This is a genomic window from Pseudomonas sp. Pseusp21, assembly GCF_059492145.1.
Genome location: NZ_CP168520.1, coordinates 5473081 through 5493929, shown reverse-complemented (window position 1 = coordinate 5493929; position 20849 = coordinate 5473081). Strand labels below are relative to the sequence as shown.

Genomic DNA, 20849 nt, shown 5'->3' with positions numbered 1-20849 from the left:
AGTCCCTTAATCCATGAAGCCCTGAAGCTTCAACTCGATGGAGCGTGGGTTTTCACCTTCAGCGATCGACAAAATACCTTCCAACAACATTTCGCGATAACGCGACTGCCGCAACGCGATTGACTTGAGCTTGGCGGCCACCGGCAACAGGATCAGGTTGGCACTGGCCACACCGTAGATGGTGGCGACGAACGCAACCGCGATACCGTTGCCCAGTTGCGACGGATCGGCCAGGTTGCCCATCACGTGGATCAGACCCATCACCGCACCGATGATGCCGATGGTCGGCGCGTAGCCGCCCATGCTTTCAAACACTTTGGCGGCCTCGATGTCGCGGGCTTCCTGAGTGTAGAAATCCACTTCGAGGATGCTGCGGATCGCTTCCGGCTCGGCGCCGTCGACCAGCAGTTGCAGGCCCTTGCGCGAGTAGGCGTCGGGCTCGGCATCCGCCACGCCTTCCAGGCCCAGCAGGCCTTCCTTGCGGGCGGTGAGGCTCCAGTTGACCACGCGGTCGATGCCGCCGGCCAGGTCCACCCGCGGCGGGAAAAAGATCCAGGCCAGAATCTGCATGGCGCGCTTGAACGCGCTCATCGGCGATTGCAGCAGCGCGGCACCGATGGTGCCACCAAGCACGATCAGCGCCGCCGGGCCGTTGGCCAGCGCGCCGAGGTGACCGCCTTCAAGGTAGTTGCCGCCGATGATGGCGACGAACGCCATGATGATCCCGATAAGGCTTAGAACATCCATCAGACGCACGCCTCGACCAAGTGCTTGCCGATATCGTCCAGGCTGTACACCGCGTCGGCGAGGTCAGCTTTGACGATGGCCATCGGCATGCCGTAAATCACGCAACTGGCTTCGTCCTGGGCCCAGACCGTGCTGCCGCCCTGCTTGAGCAGGCGTGCACCTTCACGGCCGTCGGCGCCCATGCCGGTCAGTACGACCGCCAGAACTTTGTCACTGTAGGATTTGGCTGCAGAACCGAAGGTGATGTCCACGCACGGCTTGTAGTTCAGACGTTCGTCGCCCGGCAGGATTTTCACCGCGCCACGGCCGTCGATCATCATCTGCTTGCCACCCGGTGCCAGCAGCGCCAGGCCCGGACGCAGGATGTCGCCATCCTCGGCTTCCTTGACGCTGATGCGGCACAGCTTGTCCAGACGTTCGGCGAAGGCCTTGGTAAAGGCCGCCGGCATGTGCTGGATCAGCACGATCGGCGCCGGGAAGCTGGCCGGCAACTGGGTCAGGACCCGTTGCAGCGCGACCGGGCCGCCGGTCGATGTACCAATGGCGACGAGCTTGTAGTTCTTGCGTTTCGGCGCCGGCGACGAAGCGCTGGCCGCTGGCGCGCGAGTCGGTGCGGGCGCGGGCGCCGGACGGGCCGGAGCGCTGTGGCTGCCAAAGCTCGACGGCGCTGCTGCCGGAGTCGGTGCAGGCGTCGGTGCAGCGGCAGGCGCCGGCGCACTGTAGGCACTGAAACGACGGTTACTGCGCGAGATGCTGTGAACCTTCTCGCACAGCAGTTGCTTGACCTTCTCCGGATTGCGGGAGATGTCTTCAAAATTCTTCGGCAGGAAATCCACCGCGCCGGCGTCCAGCGCATCCAGGGTGACCCGGGCGCCTTCGTGCGTCAGCGAGGAGAACATCAACACCGGTGTCGGGCAGCGCTGCATGATGTGCCGCACGGCCGTGATGCCATCCATCATCGGCATCTCGTAGTCCATGGTGATCACGTCCGGCTTGAGGGCCAGGGCCTGATCGATCGCCTCTTTACCGTTGGTTGCCGTGCCGACAACCTGGATGCTCGGATCCGCTGAAAGAATTTCCGAGACGCGGCGGCGGAAAAAACCCGAATCGTCCACCACCAGGACTTTGACTGCCATAAACACTCCATTAGGTGCGGCGGGACGTCGTCGCCCCGCCACCCCGGATTCAAATACGCCGTGCGGCGTAACGCTTGAGCATGCTCGGAACATCGAGAATCAGTGCAATGCGGCCGTCACCGGTGATGGTGGCGCCGGACATGCCCGGAGTTCCCTGGAGCATCTTGCCCAGTGGCTTGATGACCACTTCTTCCTGGCCGACCAGTTGATCGACGACGAAGCCGATCCGCTGGGTGCCCACCGAAAGGATCACCACATGGCCTTCGCGCTGCTCTTCGTGAGCGGCGGAGCTGACCAGCCAGCGCTTGAGGTAGAACAATGGCAGCGCCTTGTCCCGCACGATCACCACTTCCTGGCCGTCCACCACGTTGGTGGTCGACAGGTCGAGGTGGAAGATTTCGTTGACGTTCACCAGCGGGAACGCGAACGCCTGATTGCCGAGCATCACCATCAGGGTCGGCATGATCGCCAGCGTCAGCGGCACCTTGATGACAATCTTCGAGCCCTGGCCCTTGGTCGAGTAGATGTTGATCGAACCGTTGAGCTGGGAAATCTTGGTCTTCACCACGTCCATGCCGACACCGCGGCCGGACACGTCGGAGATCTCGGTCTTGGTCGAGAAACCCGGGGCGAAAATCAGGTTGTAGCACTCGGTGTCGCTCAGGCGATCGGCGGCATCCTTGTCCATCACACCGCGTTTCACGGCGATGGCACGCAGGACGTTCGGGTCCATGCCTTTGCCGTCGTCGGAGATCGACAGCAGGATGTGGTCGCCTTCCTGCTCGGCCGCCAGGATCACCTTGCCGCCACGGGCCTTGCCCGAGGCTTCGCGTTCTTCCGGCGACTCGATGCCGTGGTCGACCGCGTTGCGCACCAAGTGGACCAGCGGGTCGGCCAGGGCCTCGACGAGGTTCTTGTCGAGGTCGGTCTCTTCGCCCACCAGTTCCAGGTTGATCTCTTTCTTGAGCTGACGAGCCAGGTCGCGAACCAGACGCGGGAAGCGGCCGAAGACTTTCTTGATCGGCTGCATCCGGGTCTTCATGACGGCGGTCTGCAAGTCGGCGGTGACCACGTCGAGGTTCGACACGGCTTTCTGCATCGACTCGTCGCCGCTGTTCAGGCCCAGACGCACCAGACGGTTACGTACCAGCACCAGTTCGCCGACCATGTTCATGATTTCGTCGAGACGTGCAGTGTCCACACGTACGGTGGTCTCGGCTTCGCTCGCCGGTTTTTCCGGTGGCGGCGTCGCCGGTGCACGAGCCGGAGCCGGTGCAGCAGCGGCAGCCGGTTTGGCCGGCTCGGCTTTCGGCTCAGGTGCTTTTGCAGCAGGTTTTGCCGCAGCGGCCGGGGCCTTCGCAGCAGGTGTTGCAACAGCCGAAGAATTACTGGCAGTCACGACGGCACCGGTGGCGACGTCAGTGAACTTGCCTTTGCCATGCAGATCGTCGAGCAGCGATTCGAACTCGTGATCGCTGATCAGATCGCTACCGGCCGCAGCCGCTGCCGGAGCAGCCGTTGCAGGGACCGAAGCAATCGCCGACTCCAGCGCATCAACGGCAAAGTTGCCCTTGCCGTGCAACTGATCGAGCAAGGCTTCGAATTCGTCGTCGGTGATGTCCGAGCTGTCGCCCGCCGCCGGAGCAGCAGGTGCAGCAGCAGCCGGAGCCACGGCGTCGGTCGCGAACTGGCCTTTGCCATGCAACTGGTCGAGCAGCGACTCGAACTCGGCGTCGGTGATTTCATCGCTGGCCGCTTCGGCGGAAGCAGGCGCAGCGGCAGCCGCCGGAGCTTCGGCTTCGGCCTTGACGGCGTTCAGCGAGTCCAGCAACTGTTCAAATTCGTTATCGGTGATGTCACCCGAATCACCTTCGACGACCAGTTCTTCGATCATCTCGGCAACCGGCGAAGCCGGGGCTTCATCCGCCGATTGCGGTTCGGCCAGACGCGCCAGGGCGGCCAGCAGTTCCGGGGTGGCGGCGGTGATCGGGCTGCGATCGCGGACTTCGCTGAACATGCTGTTCACCGCGTCCAGCGCTTCGAGCACCACGTCCATCAGTTCTGCATCGACGCGCCGTTCACCCTTGCGAAGGATGTCGAACACGTTTTCGGCGATGTGACAGCACTCCACCAGCTCGTTGAGCTGAAGGAAGCCGGCGCCCCCTTTTACAGTGTGGAAACCGCGAAAAATTGCGTTGAGCAGATCTGCGTCATCCGGGCGGCTTTCCAGCTCGACCAGTTGTTCGGACAGTTGCTCAAGAATCTCGCCGGCCTCAACCAGGAAATCCTGAAGGATCTCTTCATCGGCGCCGAAGCTCATTAATGGGGTGCTCCTACAGGTCTAAAAACCCAAAAAACCTATGATTCCAAAACTCTAGAATCCAAGGCTGGATAACAAATCGTCCACATCGTCCTGACCGGACACAACGTCTTCTCGTTTATCGGCATGAATCTGCGGACCTTCACCCTGCGAGAGATGTTTTTGTGGATCTTTTTCAGCAAGCATCGCCGCACGGTCATGTTCGATGCCCGCAAAGCGGTCCACCTGGCTGGCCATGAGCACGAGCTTGAGCAGGTTGCTTTCGACTTCGGTGACCAATTGGGTCACGCGCTTGATCACCTGACCGGTGAGGTCCTGGTAATCCTGGGCGAGCAGAATGTCATTCAGATTGCTCGACACCGCGCGGTTGTCCGCGCTGCTGCGTGCCAGAAAACCGTCGACCCGGCGCGCCAGTTCGCGGAACTCTTCAGCCCCGACCTCACGGCGCATGAAGCGGCCCCAATCGGCGCTCAAGGCCTGGGCTTCGTCAGCCAGGCCATTGACCACAGGGGTCGCGCTTTCCACCAGATCCATGGTGCGGTTGGCGGCAGCTTCGGTCAGTTTGACCACGTAGCCCAGGCGCTCGGTAGCGTCGGTAATTTGCGACACTTCCTCAGCCTGCGGCATGTGCGGATCGATCTGGAAATTGACGATCGCACTGTGCAGTTCACGCGTGAGCTTGCCCACTTCCTGGTACAGGCCACGGTCACGGGTCTGATTGAGCTCATGGATCAGTTGCACGGCGTCGCCGAACTTGCCTTTTTCAAGGCTTTCGACCAGTTCGACCGCGTGTTTTTTCAGGGTCGACTCAAAATCGCCCTGTGAAGATTCGTTATGCTCCATAGCTCCCCCGCGCGTTCATCAGCCGATGCGTTCGAAAATCTTCTCGATTTTTTCTTTCAACGCCTGGGCCGTGAAAGGTTTGACCACGTAGCCGTTCACGCCGGCCTGGGCCGCTTCGATGATCTGCTCGCGCTTGGCTTCAGCGGTCACCATCAGCACCGGCAGGTGCTTGAGCTTTTCATCGGCACGCACGTGGCGCAGCAGGTCGATACCGGTCATGCCGGGCATGTTCCAGTCGGTCACCAGAAAGTCGATGCTGCCGCTGTTGAGCACCGGAATGGCAGTGGTGCCATCGTCGGCTTCAACGGTGTTGGTGAACCCCAGATCACGCAACAGGTTCTTGATGATCCGCCGCATCGTTGAGAAGTCATCAACGATGAGGATTTTCATGTCTTTGTTCAATTCGACCTCCAAGCAGTCTTAAACGCGCCCAGCACCTGGACGCGCCATTTCAATCAATCCGGCAAAACACTCGATGACTGTCTGGAGCACAACAGATCGAGACCGGTGCCGTTCACCACCGCACCAGCCTCGTTCGCAGTGTCCCCACACTGCCTTCAGCGCGCTCGCCACTCCCCCAAACGCCCCCGCAAGCGGGCCGCGCACTGGCTGTGTAACTGGCTGACCCGCGATTCACTGACGCCAAGGACTTCACCGATCTCCTTGAGGTTCAGCTCTTCGTCGTAGTACAGCGCCAACACCAGTCGCTCACGCTCCGGCAAATTGGCAATCGCGTCCGCCAGCGCGGCCTGGAAACGTTCGTCTTCCAGATCGCGCGACGGCTCCAGATGAGCACTGGCGCCATCCTCGTGCAGCCCTTCGTGTTCGCCGTCCTGCAACAGGTCGTCGAAACTGAACAGCCGGCTGCCCAGGGTGTCGTTCAAAATCCCGTAGTAATCGTCGAGACTCAATTGGAGTTCGGCCGCAACTTCGTGATCTTTAGCGTCACGGCCGGTTTTAGCTTCAATCGAGCGAATTGCGTCGCTGACCATGCGGGTATTGCGGTGAACCGAGCGTGGCGCCCAGTCCCCTTTTCGGACTTCGTCGAGCATCGCACCACGGATCCGGATGCCCGCGTACGTTTCAAAACTGGCGCCCTTGCTGGCGTCGTATTTGGTCGAGACTTCGAGCAGGCCGATCATCCCGGCCTGGATCAGGTCTTCGACCTGCACACTGGCCGGCAATCGCGCCAGCAAGTGGTAGGCGATGCGTTTGACCAGTGGCGCGTAACGCTCGATCAGCTCGTACTGCGCGTCACGCGCCGACTTTTTGTAAAGGTTCATACCGCTGGCGGTCATAGCACAGGTCCTGCCGTTTGCTGCACGAGGCGCTCGACGAAAAATTCGAGGTGGCCGCGCGGGTTGGCGGGCAGCGGCCAGGTGTCGACCTTCTGTGCGATCGCCTTGAACGCCAGTGCGCACTTGGAACGCGGGAAGGCTTCATAGACCGCACGCTGCTTCTGCACCGCCTTGCGCACGCTTTCGTCGTAGGGCACCGCGCCGACGTATTGTAGGGCGACGTCGAGGAAGCGATCCGTGACCTTGGTCAACTTGGCGAACAGGTTGCGACCTTCCTGCGGGCTCTGGGCCATGTTGGCCAGGACGCGGAAGCGGTTCATGCCGTAGTCGCGGTTAAGCAGTTTGATCAGCGCGTAGGCGTCGGTGATCGAGGTCGGCTCGTCACAGACCACCAGCAACACTTCCTGGGCTGCGCGCACGAAACTGACTACCGAGTCACCAATACCCGCAGCGGTGTCGATCACCAGCACGTCGAGGTTGTCGCCGATGTCGCTGAACGCCTGAATCAGGCCGGCATGCTGGGCCGGGCTCAGGTGAACCATGCTCTGGGTGCCGGAAGCGGCCGGCACGATGCGGATCCCGCCGGGGCCCTGCAACAGCACGTCGCGCAGCTCGCAGCGGCCTTCGATCACGTCGGCCAGGGTGCGTTTGGGTGTGAGGCCCAGCAGAACGTCGACGTTCGCCAGCCCCAGGTCGGCGTCCAGCAGCATGACCCGACGGCCAAGCTCTGCCAGCGCCAGGGACAAGTTCACTGACACATTAGTCTTGCCGACGCCACCTTTGCCGCCGGTCACCGCGATCACCTGTACGGGATGCATGCTGCCCATGTTATTTCTTTACCTTGTCTTGCATAGACGGAGGCCACATTACTGGCTGCGCGTTCACAACCGGAACAATGCATGGCAGACCATCGATGTAGGTACAAAAACGGTTCATTACCTCAGCCAACCTGCTTGGTCGGACTGTGGTAGATATCAGCGAACATGTCAGCCATGGCTTCTTCGCTGGGTTCTTCCTGCATTTGCACACTGACGGCGCGGCTGACCAGTTGATGACGGCGCGGCAGATGCAGATCATCCGGAATACGCGGCCCATCGGTCAGGTAGGCGACCGGCAGTTCGTGACTGATCGCCAGGCTCAGCACTTCGCCAAGGCTGGCCGTCTCATCCAGTTTAGTCAGGATGCAGCCGGCGAGCCCGCAACGCTTGTAACTGTGATACGCGGCGGTTAGAACCTGTTTCTGGCTGGTGGTTGCCAGCACCAGATAATTTTTCGACCGAATGCCACGACCGGCCAGACTTTCCAGCTGCATGCGCAGCGCCGGATCGCTGGCTTGCAGGCCGGCGGTATCGATCAGCACCACGCGTTTGCGCAGCAGTGGATCCAGCGCCTGCACCAGGGACTGGCCCGGATCGACGTGGGTCACCGACACATTGAGGATGCGACCCAGAGTCTTGAGCTGCTCCTGCGCGCCGATACGGAAACTGTCCATGCTCACCAGCGCGATGTTCTGCGCGCCGTACTTGAGCACGTAACGGGCGGCCAGTTTGGCCAGGGTAGTGGTTTTGCCCATGCCGGCAGGACCGACCATGGCAATCACCCCACCCTCTTCCAGCGGCTCGACTTCCGGTACGGCAATCATCCGCGCCAGGTGCGCCAGCAGCATGCGCCAGGCCTGACGGGGTTCGTCGATCTCGGTGATCATCGACAGCAGATCACGGGACAGCGGGCCGGACAAACCGATGCGTTGCAGACGACGGTACAGATTGGCCTGAGCCGGACGGCTGCCTTGCAGCTGGTTCCAGGCCAGGGTGCCGAGTTGCACTTCCATCAGTTCGCGCAGGCTGTTGAGCTCGAAACGCATCGAGTCCAGAGCACGCGGATCAACGCCAGCGGAAACCGCTGCAGGCGCCGGTGCCGGACGGGCCGGAGCTTCGTAGGTCGGTTCGGTCAGCGGTTCGGCAGCGGTCAGCGGCAGGCCGGCCGTCAACGGCAGCCCGGCGAACAGCTGGCGATTGGTGTTGCCGTCGGCTTCGCCACGCAGGCTCAGTTCGGCCTGGGCGGTGACGATGCGCGACTGGGTCTTGCGCAGTTCATCCTCGAGCTCCATGTTCGGAACACGCGGGGCCAGCGCCGACAGTTTGTAATCGAGCGCCGCCGTCAGCTCGACGCCGCCGGCAATGCGGCGGTTGCCAATGATGGCGGCATCAGCGCCCAGCTCATCACGAACCAGCTTCATGGCCTGACGCATATCGGCGGCGAAAAAACGCTTAACTTGCATAAACCACTACCTCAGCCGTTGGGCCCTACTGTCGCAACGATGGTCACTTGCTTGTTGTCCGGAATTTCCTGGTAGGCCAGCACATGCAGTCCGGGAACTGCCAGGCGACCAAAGCGCGAGAGCATCGCGCGAACCGGGCCTGCTACCAACAGGATCACCGGCTGACCTTGCATTTCCTGGCGCTGCGCCGCTTCGATCAGCGAACGCTGCAGCTTCTCGGCCATGCTCGGCTCCAGCAGAACGCCCTCTTCCGAGCCTTGTCCTGCCTTCTGCAGACTATTGAGCAATATTTGTTCCAACCTTGGCTCCAGCGTGATAACTGGCAGCTCCGACTCAGTCCCTACAATGCTTTGGACGATGGCGCGGGATACGCCGACCCGCACAGCGGCCACCAAAGCGGCGGTATCTTGACTCTTGGCGGCATTGTTGGCGATGGCTTCGGCAATGCTGCGGATATCGCGCACCGGCACGTGTTCGGCCAGCAACGCCTGCAACACCTTGAGCAACTGCGACAGCGTGACCACGCCCGGCACCAGCTCTTCAGCCAGTTTCGGCGAGCTCTTGGCCAGCAATTGCATCAGTTGCTGCACTTCTTCGTGACCGATCAGCTCACTGGAGTGCTTGTACAGAATCTGGTTCAAGTGAGTCGCAACCACGGTGCTGGCGTCGACCACGGTATAACCGAGCGATTGCGCCTGGGCGCGCTGGCTGACTTCGATCCACACCGCCTCCAGGCCGAAAGCCGGATCTTTGGCGGTAATGCCGTTGAGCGAGCCGTAGACCTGACCCGGGTTGATCGCCAGTTCGCGATCCGGGTAGATCTCGGCTTCGGCCAGGATCACGCCCATCAGGGTCAGGCGATAGGCGCTCGGCGCCAGATCGAGGTTGTCGCGGATGTGCACGGTCGGCATCAGGAAGCCCAGATCCTGCGAGAGCTTCTTGCGCACGCCCTTGATCCGCGCCAGCAATTGCCCGCCCTGATTGCGGTCCACCAGCGGAATCAGGCGGTAGCCGACTTCCAGGCCGATCATGTCGATCGGAGTCACGTCGTCCCAGCCCAGCTCCTTGGTTTCCATGGCGCGGGCCGGCGACGGCAGCAGTTCCTGTTGACGCTTGACCTCTTCCAGCGCGATGACCTTGGCCACGTTCTGCTTCTTCCAGAACAGGTAAGCGCCACCGGCAGCCAGTGCAGCCATGGTCAGGAAGGAGAAGTGCGGCATGCCCGGCACCAGGCCCATGACCGCCATCAGACCGGCAGCCACCGCCAGCGCTTTGGGCGAGGCGAACATCTGGCGATTGATCTGCTTGCCCATGTCTTCCGAGCCGGAAGCACGGGTCACCATGATCGCCGCCGCTGTAGATAACAACAGTGATGGCAATTGCGCCACTAAACCGTCACCGATGGTCAGCAAGGCGTAAACCTTGCCCGCGTCAGCGAAAGTCATGTTGTGCTGGAAGATACCGACGGCCATACCGCCGATCAGGTTGATGAACAGAATCAGCAAACCGGCGATGGCGTCACCGCGCACAAACTTGCTGGCACCGTCCATCGAACCGTAGAACTCGGCCTCCTGGGCCACTTCCTGACGACGGGCCTTGGCCTGCGCCTGATCGATCAGACCGGCGTTGAGGTCGGCGTCGATCGCCATTTGCTTGCCGGGCATCGCATCAAGGGTGAAACGCGCGCTCACCTCGGAAATCCGCCCGGCACCTTTGGTTACCACGACGAAGTTGATGATCATCAGGATCGCGAAAACCACGATACCGACCACGTAGTTACCGCCGATCACCACCTCACCGAAGGCCTGAATCACCTTACCGGCAGCGGCGTGGCCGTCCTGACCGTGGAGCATCACCACCCGCGTCGACGCCACGTTCAGCGCCAGTCGCAACAGCGTCGCCACCAGCAGGATCGTCGGGAACACCGCAAAATCCAGCGGCCGCAAGGCGTACACGCAGACCAGCAGCACGACGATCGACAGGGCAATGTTGAAGGTGAAGAACACGTCGAGCAGGAACGGCGGCACCGGCAACATCATCATCGCCAGCATGACCAGCAGCAACAGCGGCACACCCAGATTGCCTCGACTGAGGTCGGCAACATTCGAGCGAGCAGTGTTGAATAACTGAGAGCGATCCACCGGTTTTCCCCGTTCCTTTAAAGCAAACTTTTGACGCCCGAAGCGGGCGCAGGGCGGCTACTGCAAGAAGCCTTCCAACTTTTGCCAAGGCGTGAAACAGAGGGGGTGATGAATGCACAAAGGGGCGGCACGCACGTCGTGCGCCCGCCCCTGTTCAGCGATGTTCACTGAGATGAAATCCCGATAGTCAACTGGCTACCGGAATGTGCGCCGAAGTGATCGGACCGAAAGAGAGGGCTGCATTATCCAGATAGCGCGTGCCCCTGAACACGCTGTGACCACCAACATCGACAACGTCCTCCTCCGTATACATCAGTACCACCATGGTGACAGGCGCGACATCAGTGGACTTCGCATGACCCTCCATCAGATTCAATGACCATTCGAAACGCATGAATGGCAGGTCGCTGATTTCAATCGGAGGAGCCCCCGCATCCAGCCGAAAGTACTGCCGCGTCGTGATGCGCAATTGGTTGCCGACTACCGTGAACGAGGGTTTTCCATATCGTTGTTCTACGGGCCCGCCATTACTCGCCCACTGGTCCATGTAATGACCGGGGTCGGTAAATAGAGCGAACAACGACGGGTTATCGCGGATATTACCGGCTGCGCCAAAGAAGTCGTTGTAGGAGTGGTGATACGCAAACCCGGCCAGTTCAGGCCGGATCGCATTGCTGGGATTATCCAGATAACTCGGAATGAACTGATTGGCCATGACCAGAAAGTTGAGAAAGTCCAGCTTCAGGTCGAACGTCACCTCATAGAAAATGGCCCGCTCGCCTGCGTCCCTTTCCAGCTTCCCTGAAACGAACTCCATCTCCATGCCCGGCAGTTTTCGGTAAACGCGACTTGTCATGATCTACCCCGGATTTCCAGTGAATGAGTTATCAACCACTGCGTTCGCAGAGTGCGAACAGGCAACGGCGTGAATTCCGGATTTATAAGGCGCCTGGGAACAACACGCGTCTACTGTCAGAACTAACAGGTCGCGGGACATTTCAGACCGACGGCACCCATTGTCTTTTAAACGCTGGTGTTTAAACGAAACCTTCAGAAACGCCTTACAGGCTACGAATTCTTGCGCCGCTGCCTACAGCTACGCCAGAATCCGCCGGCTTGTGCGCCTTGGGGGCGGGTTTTATTGTGAGTCGGTCGCTGACGAATCAGCGATCGGGTTTAGCGACTCGAACTTTCTCAGCGCATCAGCGTTCATGGCTTCGTTGTGGGACTCTTCGTCCGCAATTCCGTTATGGCGGCTGTATGCGGGAGACCTTTGGGTCTACCGGGGTGCCTGAGACCGGTTCGCTAACCTGCGTACAGCTGCCACCTTCACTTGTTTAGCGACAGGGGGAAAGTGGCTCCATAACCTCAGGAGCTTCATCATGATCAAACCAACACCCAACCCACCCGAAACCGATCCCGCCTCGCCCTACGAATCCCTCGATTCCAGAAAGCTTCACGAAGCCGCCGACCGCGCCCTCGATCACTATCTCTGCCCGCCCGGCTCCACGCCACCACCACGCAAAACCCGCAGAATGTACGCCGTCACCGCAGACTTCAAAAACGAAGAACTGCTGGCCGATGCCTGCGAAACCCTGGCTTCCGCCAGGACCATCGTCAATGACTTCACCCATCTCATGCCCGCCTCGCAGCGCAGGACATTGGTGGGGATTGCGCAACTGATCATGCTCGGAGAGCTGGCAGTGAATCGGGTGCTGGATAATCTGGAATTGCCGAATTAACGCGTCGCCACTGCCGCCCTCCTGTGGGGGTGAGCTTGCTCACGAAGGCTGACTTACAGGCAACACATCTTTCCAGACAAAAAGAACCGCCGCTCCGAATCAACCGGGACGGCGGTTTTTTCATACAGTACACGACCACTCGTCGCAAAACCGCCGTCACCTGTCAGATCTGTCAGGTGCGAAATTCATCGTTTAGCGCTCTGATAGCTCCTGCCCGTTCCCACCGCGCAGGAGCCTCATCCGTGACCACTTCAACCCCACCGGACAACACCGTTCTCGTCCTCTATCCGCCAATCGTCAATGGCCACACCACGCCCGTAGAAGGTGCGCATATCGGAGTGCCCCTGGTCGCCTATGATCTGGTCACCGATGGTGAAGGCGCTGTCGTTCTCGTCGATCCGCCGCCGACGGGCACCATGAATCCCGGAGACATCATGGAGCTTTGGCTTGAGGGGGAACCGGCAGCACTGGACAGCGAAACCATTGTCGATCCGAACGCACGCACCACGCTGCGTATTCCCAAGGGTCGACTACATCCGGACCGGGTCAACAAGCTGTACTACACGATCAGGCGTGGAAGCAGCAATTTAGGGACGTCCACGCCCCCGCTCGAAATACTCTATAACCGCATCCGTCCCGGCCTGAAGGATCGCCTGACCGACCCCGGCGGCCACTCTGAACTCAAGCTCCTTCTGCCTGACGCGATCAAGAACGGCGTCGGCCCGGATTTCGTCAGCGCCGAGGTGTGCGTTGCCTATCCATATTGCCGGGCGTATGACCTCATCACCCTCAAGTGCAATGGCGAACTGCTGGCGCCCAAGCCCAGGGTCAATCCGGATCAGGCGCCGCAACCGCCGAATCCCGGTGACGAAGACCCCATCACCACTTGCTTCACCATCACCCGCGCGTATCTGGACAAGGCAAAACGGCTGGATCATAAGCTGCATTTCTCCTACACCGTCAACGATCAGCTCGGCAACGGCCCGGACACCGATGCGCCGTGGTCGCCCGTGCAGAGTGTGGATGAGGATCTGGATGGCGTCTTACTTCCAATGCCAATTCTGCTTGAACGTAAAGAGGACTATCCCGGTGATGACGCGAGCATCATTGATCTGGAAAAACTGGCGGGTAATCCATTGCTGCTGGTCGTGATCACCAAAGACAACCGCTTTGTGGTAGGTGACGAGATTGTGGCGACCTATACCACTACAGGGCAATCCGACCCCGTGGTAGTCCGGGGCAAAGTCGAAGAGGATCCCTTCACTGGGAAACTGCCCTGTTTCCTTGAAGTGCCCAATGACAAGGTCTTCGCTGGCAGCAAGGTGACTGCGAATTATGAATTGCACAGGCCCACAGTTGGTTTGGTGGGGATTTCCAACATGGCTACCGCAACGGTGACAGGGACTGCCCCGGTCAATCTGAAGCCGCCAACACTGGTGGCACCGGCGACCAACCCCATTGATGTGCTGGCCTACGAAAACGGAGTCACCGTGCGCGTCGAGCACCTGTCAGCATTGCCGGGTGACCAGGCTCGGTTGCTGGAAGTTAACCCGTTACCCGGCGCAGAACCCTTTCCATTACTGACACTCAACGAGAACAAACGCGCCAACTTCAAACTTGACCCAGCGTTTCTCGTGGCACGGCGCGGGACAGCCATCAAGTTACGCTGGGAATTGATTCGAGGAGGAGAACCCGAAGGCGAATCGACTGATTTGACGCTGACCATCCGATCTATCGCCGAGGATGATCCGCGCTTGCCGACACCCAATATCGCCGGCAATACGAGTTCAGAGCTGAAGGTTCAAGAACTCACAACAGATGCGCGGATTCTCGCAGGGAAATGGCCGCTGTTCGTGCCAGGGCAACCGATCTGGGTGACCTGTTCAGGCTTCGACAAGAATGGGGATCCCGTCAACAAAGACGTCAGGTCGGGAGAGCCCAATGACTCACCGGATGGATTGTCGGTGCTCGCGCCGGTTGAGTGGTTGAAAACACTAAAAGATGGAAGTGAGCTGACGATTGCCTGTGCGGTCAATCTGGACGGATCTGCAATTGAAGCTGAAGCGGTGAGTTTTCCGCAACGCCCTTACATAATAAAAAGTTCCATTTCAATATATGAAAACTTTGAAAGCGCTCCGAAACAGGTATTCTATGAAAATAAACCTGTGACACTTTATAGCGGCCTGACTATAAATGTATTAAAAGATGCACACGGTATTCATCATAACCAAACAATTGAGGACCCATCCCCTCCAAGACTTCAGACCCTGCGCGTTACTGCCGGCTCGATAGTCAAATTTAGTTGGGCGGGCCTTGCGACCACAATAAAACTCGAGGTTCGTCAAGCTCACAGACCGCACACTATTATTTTCTTTGACCCCAGCGGTAACACAATAGAAACCAAGCAACTTCCTTATCGCTCCAGTGGCGACCTAATCCCACTTGATTTTGAATATAAAGCGCCTGCAGGACGATATATTTCGCACTTTCAGATCAATGCAGCGCAAGACCCCGGGACCGGCCATCTACGCTGGTTCTATCTAGATGACCTTACGATAAACTAAAAAAAGGGGACGTAAAAAAGGGGACGTATTTATTTACCAGCAAATTCGCTCCCACAGAGAAATGCATTCCAGATGTGGGAGCGACGGTTCGACCTGCTCGCGAAAGCGACCTCACAAACAACACAGCTCATCGGGCATAAAAACCGCCACCGGATTCAACCGGATGGCGGTTTTTTTGTTTCATCAGCATCAGGAATCGCGCCGTAGATCCGGCGGGATCGGCAGGTCGTCCTTGAGCGGTTCCGGGAACTTGCCCTTGCCCGCGCGGTGCTGGCGGATCTGGTAGACGTAAGCCAGCACCTGGGCGACCGCCAGGTACAGGCCACCGGGGATTTCTTCTTCCAGCTCCGTGGAGTAGTAGATCGAACGCGCCAGCGCTGGCGATTCGAGGAGCATGACGTTGTTGGCCACGGCGATTTCGCGGATCTTAAGCGCCAGGAAGTCGCTGCCCTTGGCCAGCAGCATCGGCGCCCCGCCCTTCTCGGCGTCGTACTTGAGCGCCACGGCGTAGTGGGTCGGGTTGGTGATGACCACGTCGGCATCCGGAATCGCCGCCATCATCCGGCGCTGCGACATCTCGCGCTGGAGCTGGCGAATCCGTTGTTTGACCTCCGGCCGCCCTTCCTGGTCCTTGTGCTCATCGCGCACTTCCTGCTTGGTCATTTTGAGCTTTTTGATGCTCTCCCAGATCTGCACGGGCACATCGACAGCGGCGATGATGATCAACCCGCACGCCAGCCACAGCGAGCTCCAGCCCACCAGTTGCAAGCTGTGAATGATCGCCCGGTCCAGCGGCTCGTGGGCGATGCGCAGCAGGTCGTCGATGTCCGAATTGAGCACCACCAGCGCGACGCCCAAGGTGATGAGAAACTTGGCCAGCGCCTTGAGCAGTTCGACCACGGCCTTCATCGAGAACATCCGCTTGAGGCCCGCCGCCGGGTTCATCCGGCTGAACTTGGGGGCCAGCGAACCGGCGGCAAACAGCCAGCCGCCCAGCGCGATCGGCCCGAGGAATGCCGCCAGCAACAGGGTGATCATGATCGGCTGAATCGCCAGCAATGCCTGCAATCCGGAACTCATCAGGAACGTCGCCATGGAGCGCTCGTCCATGATCACTTCCCGCGACAGCGTGAAGTTCTGGCGCATCAGGTCCATCAATTCCTGCGCCAGCATCCCGCCAAAAATCAGCAGCGCGGCAGAGCCGGCGAGCATGATCGCCAGGGTGTTGAGCTCCTTGGAACGCGCAATCTCACCCTTTTCCCGGGAGTCCTTCTTGCGCTTCTCCGTGGGGTCTTCTGTTTTGTCCTGACCGCTTTCGCTCTCAGCCATGACTCAGCGCGCCTGTGCCAGTTCGCGTAAAAACTGCAAGGCCTCGGTGGCCAGCGGTTGATACTGATTGAGAATGTCCGCCAGCCCGACCCAGACGATGAACAGGCCGAGCACCAGGGTCAGCGGAAAGCCGATGGAGAAAATGTTCAGCTGTGGCGCAGCGCGGGTCATCACGCCAAAGGCGATGTTGACCACCAGCAGCGCAGTGACCGCCGGCAGCACCAGCAACAACGCGGCGCCCAGCACCCAGCCAAGCTTGCCGGCCAGTTCCCAGTAATGCGTGGTCATCAGCCCGCCGCCGACCGGCAGCGTGGTGAAGCTCTCGGTGAGCACTTCGAAGACCACCAGGTGCCCGTTCATCGACAGGAACAGCAAGGTCACCAGCATCGTGAAGAACTGCCCGATCACCGCCACCGACACGCCGTTGGTAGGGTCGATCATCGACGCGAAGCCCATGCCCATCTGGATCGCGACGATCTGCCCCGCCACCACAAAGGCCTGAAAGAACAACTGCAAGGAGAAACCCAACACCGCACCGACCAGAATCTGCTCGGCGATCAGCAGCAGGCCGCTGAGGTCCAGAGGACTGACCGCCGGCATCGGCGGCAGGTTGGGCGTGATCACCACGGTGATCGCAAAAGCGAAGTACAGACGGATCCGCCGGGGCACCAGCGTGGTTCCGAAGACCGGCATCACCATCAACATCGAGGCGACGCGAAACAGCGGCAGCATGAACGTCGCCACCCAGGTACTGATCTGGGTATCGGTCAGCTGAAGCAGCGATTGCATGGCTTAGCCGATGACCATCGGGATGTTTTTGTACAACTGGGTGATGTATTCCATGAACGTCTGCACCAGCCACGGGCCGGCGACGATCAGCGTCACCAGCATCACCAGCAGACGCGGCAGGAAGCTCAGGGTCTGTTCGTTGATCTGGGTGGCGGCCTGGAACATCGACACCAGCAGGCCCACCAACAGACTCGGCACCACCAGGATCGCCACCATCATGGTGGTCAGCCACAGGGCCTCGCGAAAGATGTCGACCGCTACTTCTGGCGTCATGGCGACACACCTCCGAAACTGCTGGCCAGGGTGCCGATGATCAGCGCCCAGCCATCCACCAGCACGAACAGCATGATTTTGAATGGCAGCGAGATGATCAGCGGCGACAGCATCATCATACCCATCGCCATCAGCACGCTCGCGACCACCAGGTCGATGATCAGGAACGGGATGAAGATCATGAAGCCGATCTGGAACGCGGTTTTCAGTTCAGACGTCACGAACGCCGGCACCAGAATCGTCAGCGGCGCCTGATCCGGCGTCGCAATGTCGGTGCGCTTGGACAGGCGCATGAACAGTTCCAGATCACTGGAGCGGGTCTGGGCGAGCATGAAGTCCTTGATCGGCACCTGAGCCTTTTCCACCGCCTGCTGGGCGGTCAGCTTTTCCGCGAGGTACGGCTGCAAGGCATCGTTGTTCACGCGATCGAACACTGGCGCCATGATGAACAGCGTCAGGAACAACGCCATGCCGGTGAGGATCTGGTTCGACGGTGTCTGCTGCAGACCGAGGGCCTGACGCAGGATCGAGAAGACGATGATGATCCGGGTGAAACTGGTCATCAGGATGACGGCGGCCGGAATGAAGCTCAGCGCCGTCATGATCAGCAGGATCTGCAGGCTGACCGAGTACTCCTGCGCGCCCTCGGCATTGGTGCCCAAAGTGATCGCCGGGATCGACAACGGATCGGCGGCGAATGCCAGCGGCGCGGCCAACATCAAGGCCAGGGTCAAGACGATGCGCAACGCACCCATTACTTCTTATCCTTCTGATCCTTGCCGAGGATCTTCAACAGATGCTGGGCAAATTCCGGAGTCGCTTTGTCGGCGGTGCTCGGCACCTCGACCGGCTCTTTGAGCACGTGCAGCGCAGTGATGGTTCCGGGGCTGAGGCCGAGCAGGATCTGCTCGTTGCCGACCTGCACCAGCATCAGACGGTCACGCGGCCCGAGCGCGCGGGAACCGATCAACTCGATCACCTGGCCCTTGCCGGCGGGACCTGCCTGCTGCACCCGGCGCAACAGCCAGGCGAGGAAGAAAATCAACCCCAGCACCAGCAACAGACCCAGCACCAGTTGCGTCAGCTGACCCGCCACGCCGCTGTTGACGGCCGGCGCAGCCGCCGCTGCCGTGGTCGCCACCGGCTCGGCCGCCAGCACGCTGAACGGCAACGCCAGTGCCAGGCCGAACAACGCCCCCAGAAGCTTTTTCACTCAGCGCAGCTTCTTGATGCGTTCGCTCGGGCTGATCACGTCGGTCAGACGGATGCCGAACTTTTCGTTGACCACCACCACTTCACCGTGAGCGATCAGGGTGCCGTTGACCAACACGTCCAGCGGCTCGCCGGCCAGACGATCGAGCTCGATCACCGAACCCTGGTTGAGTTGCAGCAGGTTGCGGATGTTGATGTCGGTGCTGCCCACTTCCATCGAGATCGACACCGGGATGTCGAGAATCACGTCCAGGTTCGGACCGTCGAGGGTCACTGGATCGTTGTTCTTCGGCACGCTGCCGAACTCTTCCATCGGCAGACGGTTGGAGCTCGAAGCACCTGCATCGGCGGCCAGCAGCGCGTCGATGTCGGCCTGCCCGGCTTCACCGGTTTCTTCCAGGGCGGCAGCCCATTCATCGGCCAGTGCCTGATCATCCTGGGTGTTCATATCGTCGTTCATCATTTGTCCTCGGCGGGCAAAAAACCGGTAAAAGAATCAGGGAGTGAGGGCGCCGTTTCAGCGGCGCTCGATCGGCTCGATCACTTGCAACGCGAGGTTGCCTTTGTGCGAGCCCATCTTGACCTTGAAGGCCGGCACGCCGTTGGCGCGCATGATCATGTCTTCCGGCATCTCGACCGGAATCACGTCACCCGGCTGCATGTGCAGGATGTCGCGCAGCTTCAACTGGCGGCGGGCCACGGTGGCACCGATCGGCACGTCGACGTCGAGCACGTCCTGGCGCAGGGCATTGACCCAGCGTTCGTCCTGGTCGTCGAGGTCCGACTGGAAACCGGCGTCGAGCATTTCGCGCACCGGCTCGATCATCGAGTACGGCATGGTCACGTGCAGGTCGCCGCCACCGCCGTCGAGTTCGATGTGGAACGTGGAGACCACGATCGCTTCGCTCGGGCCGACGATGTTGGCCATGGCCGGGTTCACTTCCGAGTTGATGTACTCGAAGTTGACTTCCATGATCGCCTGCCAGGCTTCCTTCAAATCGACGAACGCCTGCTCCAGCACCATGCGCACCACGCGCAGTTCGGTCGGGGTGAATTCACGCCCTTCGATCTTGGCGTGACGGCCGTCGCCGCCGAAGAAGTTGTCCACCAGTTTGAACACCAGTTTGGCGTCGAGGATGAACAGCGCGGTGCCGCGCAGGGGTTTGATCTTGACCAGGTTGAGGCTGGTCGGCACGTACAGCGAGTGCACGTATTCGCCGAACTTCATCACCTGTACGCCACCGACGGCAACGTCCGCCGAGCGGCGCAGCATGTTGAACATGCTGATGCGGGTGTAGCGGGCAAAACGCTCGTTGATCATTTCCAGAGTCGGCATGCGTCCACGGACGATGCGATCCTGGCTGGTCAGGTCGTAGCTTTTGACACTGCCGGGTTCGGCAGCGTTATCGGTCTGTACCAGACCATCGTCGACACCATGCAACAGCGCGTCGATTTCATCCTGGGACAGCAGATCCTGCACGGCCATGTCGTGTTCCTACTGCAGTACGAAATTAGTGAAAAGCAACTGTTCGATCACCACTTTGCCCAGCTCTTTCTGCGCCACTTCCTGGACGCTGGCTGTGGCCTTCTGGCGCAACATCTCTTGACCGACCGGGGTCGCCAGCGTGGCGAAATCCTGACCGGAGAAGAGCATCACCAGGTTGTTGCGGATCACCGGCATGTGCACTTTGAGCGCTTCCAGATCGGCCTGATTGCGCGCCAGCATGGTGATGCTCACCTGCATGTAGCGCTGACGGCCGTTCTGGTTGTAGTTGGCCACGAAGGCCGGCGCCATCGGCTCGAAAATCGCCGGTTGCTTGCCAACCGGGGCCGCTTCGGCGGTCGCCGCAGGCTTGCTCTGGGCACTGTGCATGAAGAACCAGGTCGCCCCCACGGACGTGCCGATGGCCAGCAACAAACCCAGCACGATCATGATGATCAGCTTGAGTTTGCCTTTGGTTGCGGGGTCTTTTACTGCTGCAGCTTCGCTCTTCGCCATGCCAATAATCCGTCACTAATCGGGTTTTCACAGTCGCACGGCAAGGCAAGAGCAAGTGTTATGCCAGAAGTGTTGGTAGTAGCGGAGACAACGCTGAAGTCAAAAGCAACCCTCACCCCAGCCCTCTCCCGGAGGGAGAGGGAGCCGATCGAGTTGTCTTGTTGTGATATATCGA

At 60.0% G+C, this 20849-nt stretch carries 20 protein-coding genes; 2 read left to right on the top strand and 18 right to left on the bottom strand.

The features are described from left to right. Positions 1-6: 6 nt before the first annotated feature. The 10 genes from ACEN93_RS25000 to ACEN93_RS24955 all read right to left on the bottom strand — a co-directional run bounded on the left by ACEN93_RS25000 (position 7) and on the right by ACEN93_RS24955 (position 11622). The gene (locus ACEN93_RS25000) at positions 7-747 is read right to left on the bottom strand and encodes a flagellar motor protein (protein WP_039769734.1); all 741 of its coding nucleotides are present in this window, start codon (positions 745-747) and stop codon (positions 7-9) included. After that, positions 747-1883, bottom strand: coding sequence for a protein-glutamate methylesterase/protein-glutamine glutaminase (locus tag ACEN93_RS24995; protein ID WP_085666704.1), 1137 nt, complete (start codon positions 1881-1883; stop codon positions 747-749). The genes ACEN93_RS25000 and ACEN93_RS24995 overlap by 1 nt, the downstream gene beginning before the upstream one ends. Positions 1884-1932: 49 nt before the next feature. Then, on the bottom strand, positions 1933-4203 hold the full coding sequence (locus tag ACEN93_RS24990; protein WP_210709413.1) for a chemotaxis protein CheA: 2271 nt from the start codon (positions 4201-4203) through the stop codon (positions 1933-1935). A 54-nt stretch (positions 4204-4257) separates the two neighbouring features. Next, complete coding sequence (locus ACEN93_RS24985) at positions 4258-5046, bottom strand: protein phosphatase CheZ (RefSeq protein WP_011333071.1); 789 nt, start codon at positions 5044-5046, stop codon at positions 4258-4260. An 18-nt stretch (positions 5047-5064) separates the two neighbouring features. Then, on the bottom strand, positions 5065-5436 hold the full coding sequence (locus ACEN93_RS24980) for a chemotaxis response regulator CheY (protein WP_003183998.1): 372 nt from the start codon (positions 5434-5436) through the stop codon (positions 5065-5067). A 167-nt stretch (positions 5437-5603) separates the two neighbouring features. Next, positions 5604-6344, bottom strand: a complete 741-nt coding sequence (gene fliA, locus ACEN93_RS24975) for an RNA polymerase sigma factor FliA (RefSeq protein ID WP_007951959.1) — start codon at positions 6342-6344, stop codon at positions 5604-5606. Then, positions 6341-7171, bottom strand: coding sequence for a flagellar synthesis regulator FleN (gene fleN / locus ACEN93_RS24970; protein WP_003222917.1), 831 nt, complete (start codon positions 7169-7171; stop codon positions 6341-6343). Before fleN ends, fliA begins: the two co-directional genes overlap by 4 nt. Before the next feature lie 113 nt (positions 7172-7284). Next, the gene (gene flhF, locus ACEN93_RS24965; protein WP_007951958.1) at positions 7285-8625 is read right to left on the bottom strand and encodes a flagellar biosynthesis GTPase FlhF; all 1341 of its coding nucleotides are present in this window, start codon (positions 8623-8625) and stop codon (positions 7285-7287) included. A gap of 11 nt (positions 8626-8636) precedes the next feature. After that, positions 8637-10766, bottom strand: a complete 2130-nt coding sequence (gene flhA, locus ACEN93_RS24960; RefSeq protein ID WP_064378626.1) for a flagellar biosynthesis protein FlhA — start codon at positions 10764-10766, stop codon at positions 8637-8639. A gap of 187 nt (positions 10767-10953) precedes the next feature. After that, positions 10954-11622: a hypothetical protein gene (locus ACEN93_RS24955; protein ID WP_039769729.1), complete on the bottom strand. Its 669-nt coding sequence runs from the start codon at positions 11620-11622 to the stop codon at positions 10954-10956. Between the two features lie 526 nt (positions 11623-12148). Between ACEN93_RS24955 and ACEN93_RS24950 the strand changes: the two genes are divergently transcribed. Both ACEN93_RS24950 and ACEN93_RS24945 read left to right on the top strand, forming a co-directional pair. After that, the gene (locus ACEN93_RS24950; protein ID WP_039769728.1) at positions 12149-12508 is read left to right on the top strand and encodes a DUF6124 family protein; all 360 of its coding nucleotides are present in this window, start codon (positions 12149-12151) and stop codon (positions 12506-12508) included. 242 nt (positions 12509-12750) lie between these two features. Continuing rightward, on the top strand, positions 12751-15072 hold the full coding sequence (locus ACEN93_RS24945; protein WP_495610638.1) for a hypothetical protein: 2322 nt from the start codon (positions 12751-12753) through the stop codon (positions 15070-15072). A gap of 189 nt (positions 15073-15261) precedes the next feature. Here the strand turns inward: ACEN93_RS24945 and flhB are convergent, their stop codons facing one another. The 8 genes from flhB to fliL are packed head-to-tail and all read right to left on the bottom strand — an operon-like array spanning position 15262 to position 20674. Next, positions 15262-16401 (bottom strand): flagellar biosynthesis protein FlhB, encoded by a 1140-nt coding sequence (gene flhB, locus ACEN93_RS24940; protein WP_011333061.1) that lies wholly within the window; start codon positions 16399-16401, stop codon positions 15262-15264. A 3-nt stretch (positions 16402-16404) separates the two neighbouring features. Then, on the bottom strand, positions 16405-17190 hold the full coding sequence (fliR, locus tag ACEN93_RS24935) for a flagellar biosynthetic protein FliR (protein ID WP_039765607.1): 786 nt from the start codon (positions 17188-17190) through the stop codon (positions 16405-16407). 3 nt (positions 17191-17193) lie between these two features. Continuing rightward, positions 17194-17463: a flagellar biosynthesis protein FliQ gene (gene fliQ / locus ACEN93_RS24930; RefSeq protein WP_007951951.1), complete on the bottom strand. Its 270-nt coding sequence runs from the start codon at positions 17461-17463 to the stop codon at positions 17194-17196. Then, the gene (gene fliP / locus ACEN93_RS24925; RefSeq protein ID WP_007951950.1) at positions 17460-18218 is read right to left on the bottom strand and encodes a flagellar type III secretion system pore protein FliP; all 759 of its coding nucleotides are present in this window, start codon (positions 18216-18218) and stop codon (positions 17460-17462) included. The genes fliQ and fliP overlap by 4 nt, the downstream gene beginning before the upstream one ends. Beyond that, positions 18218-18676, bottom strand: coding sequence for a flagellar biosynthetic protein FliO (gene fliO, locus ACEN93_RS24920; RefSeq protein ID WP_074687540.1), 459 nt, complete (start codon positions 18674-18676; stop codon positions 18218-18220). The genes fliP and fliO overlap by 1 nt, the downstream gene beginning before the upstream one ends. Then, positions 18677-19135, bottom strand: coding sequence for a flagellar motor switch protein FliN (gene fliN / locus ACEN93_RS24915; RefSeq protein ID WP_007951948.1), 459 nt, complete (start codon positions 19133-19135; stop codon positions 18677-18679). It abuts the gene before it with no gap. Between the two features lie 57 nt (positions 19136-19192). Then, complete coding sequence (gene fliM, locus ACEN93_RS24910) at positions 19193-20161, bottom strand: flagellar motor switch protein FliM (protein WP_003222890.1); 969 nt, start codon at positions 20159-20161, stop codon at positions 19193-19195. A gap of 9 nt (positions 20162-20170) precedes the next feature. Next, entirely contained in the window at positions 20171-20674 is a 504-nt protein-coding gene (gene fliL, locus ACEN93_RS24905) for a flagellar basal body-associated protein FliL (RefSeq protein WP_266200360.1), read from the bottom strand. Between the last annotated feature and the right edge of the window lie 175 nt (positions 20675-20849).

Coding starts and splice junctions, on each gene's coding strand:
- fliA (WP_007951959.1), bottom strand. CDS start 6,344: ATGACCGCCAGCGGTATGAACCTTTACAAAAAGTCGGCGCGTGACGCG.
- flhF (WP_007951958.1), bottom strand. CDS start 8,625: ATGCAAGTTAAGCGTTTTTTCGCCGCCGATATGCGTCAGGCCATGAAG.
- ACEN93_RS24985 (WP_011333071.1), bottom strand. CDS start 5,046: ATGGAGCATAACGAATCTTCACAGGGCGATTTTGAGTCGACCCTGAAA.
- fliQ (WP_007951951.1), bottom strand. CDS start 17,463: ATGACGCCAGAAGTAGCGGTCGACATCTTTCGCGAGGCCCTGTGGCTG.
- flhB (WP_011333061.1), bottom strand. CDS start 16,401: ATGGCTGAGAGCGAAAGCGGTCAGGACAAAACAGAAGACCCCACGGAG.
- fliP (WP_007951950.1), bottom strand. CDS start 18,218: ATGGGTGCGTTGCGCATCGTCTTGACCCTGGCCTTGATGTTGGCCGCG.
- ACEN93_RS24955 (WP_039769729.1), bottom strand. CDS start 11,622: ATGACAAGTCGCGTTTACCGAAAACTGCCGGGCATGGAGATGGAGTTC.
- ACEN93_RS24950 (WP_039769728.1), top strand. CDS start 12,149: ATGATCAAACCAACACCCAACCCACCCGAAACCGATCCCGCCTCGCCC.
- fliL (WP_266200360.1), bottom strand. CDS start 20,674: ATGGCGAAGAGCGAAGCTGCAGCAGTAAAAGACCCCGCAACCAAAGGC.
- fleN (WP_003222917.1), bottom strand. CDS start 7,171: ATGGGCAGCATGCATCCCGTACAGGTGATCGCGGTGACCGGCGGCAAA.
- fliM (WP_003222890.1), bottom strand. CDS start 20,161: ATGGCCGTGCAGGATCTGCTGTCCCAGGATGAAATCGACGCGCTGTTG.
- ACEN93_RS25000 (WP_039769734.1), bottom strand. CDS start 747: ATGGATGTTCTAAGCCTTATCGGGATCATCATGGCGTTCGTCGCCATC.
- ACEN93_RS24980 (WP_003183998.1), bottom strand. CDS start 5,436: ATGAAAATCCTCATCGTTGATGACTTCTCAACGATGCGGCGGATCATC.
- ACEN93_RS24995 (WP_085666704.1), bottom strand. CDS start 1,883: ATGGCAGTCAAAGTCCTGGTGGTGGACGATTCGGGTTTTTTCCGCCGC.
- ACEN93_RS24990 (WP_210709413.1), bottom strand. CDS start 4,203: ATGAGCTTCGGCGCCGATGAAGAGATCCTTCAGGATTTCCTGGTTGAG.
- fliN (WP_007951948.1), bottom strand. CDS start 19,135: ATGAACGACGATATGAACACCCAGGATGATCAGGCACTGGCCGATGAA.
- fliR (WP_039765607.1), bottom strand. CDS start 17,190: ATGCAATCGCTGCTTCAGCTGACCGATACCCAGATCAGTACCTGGGTG.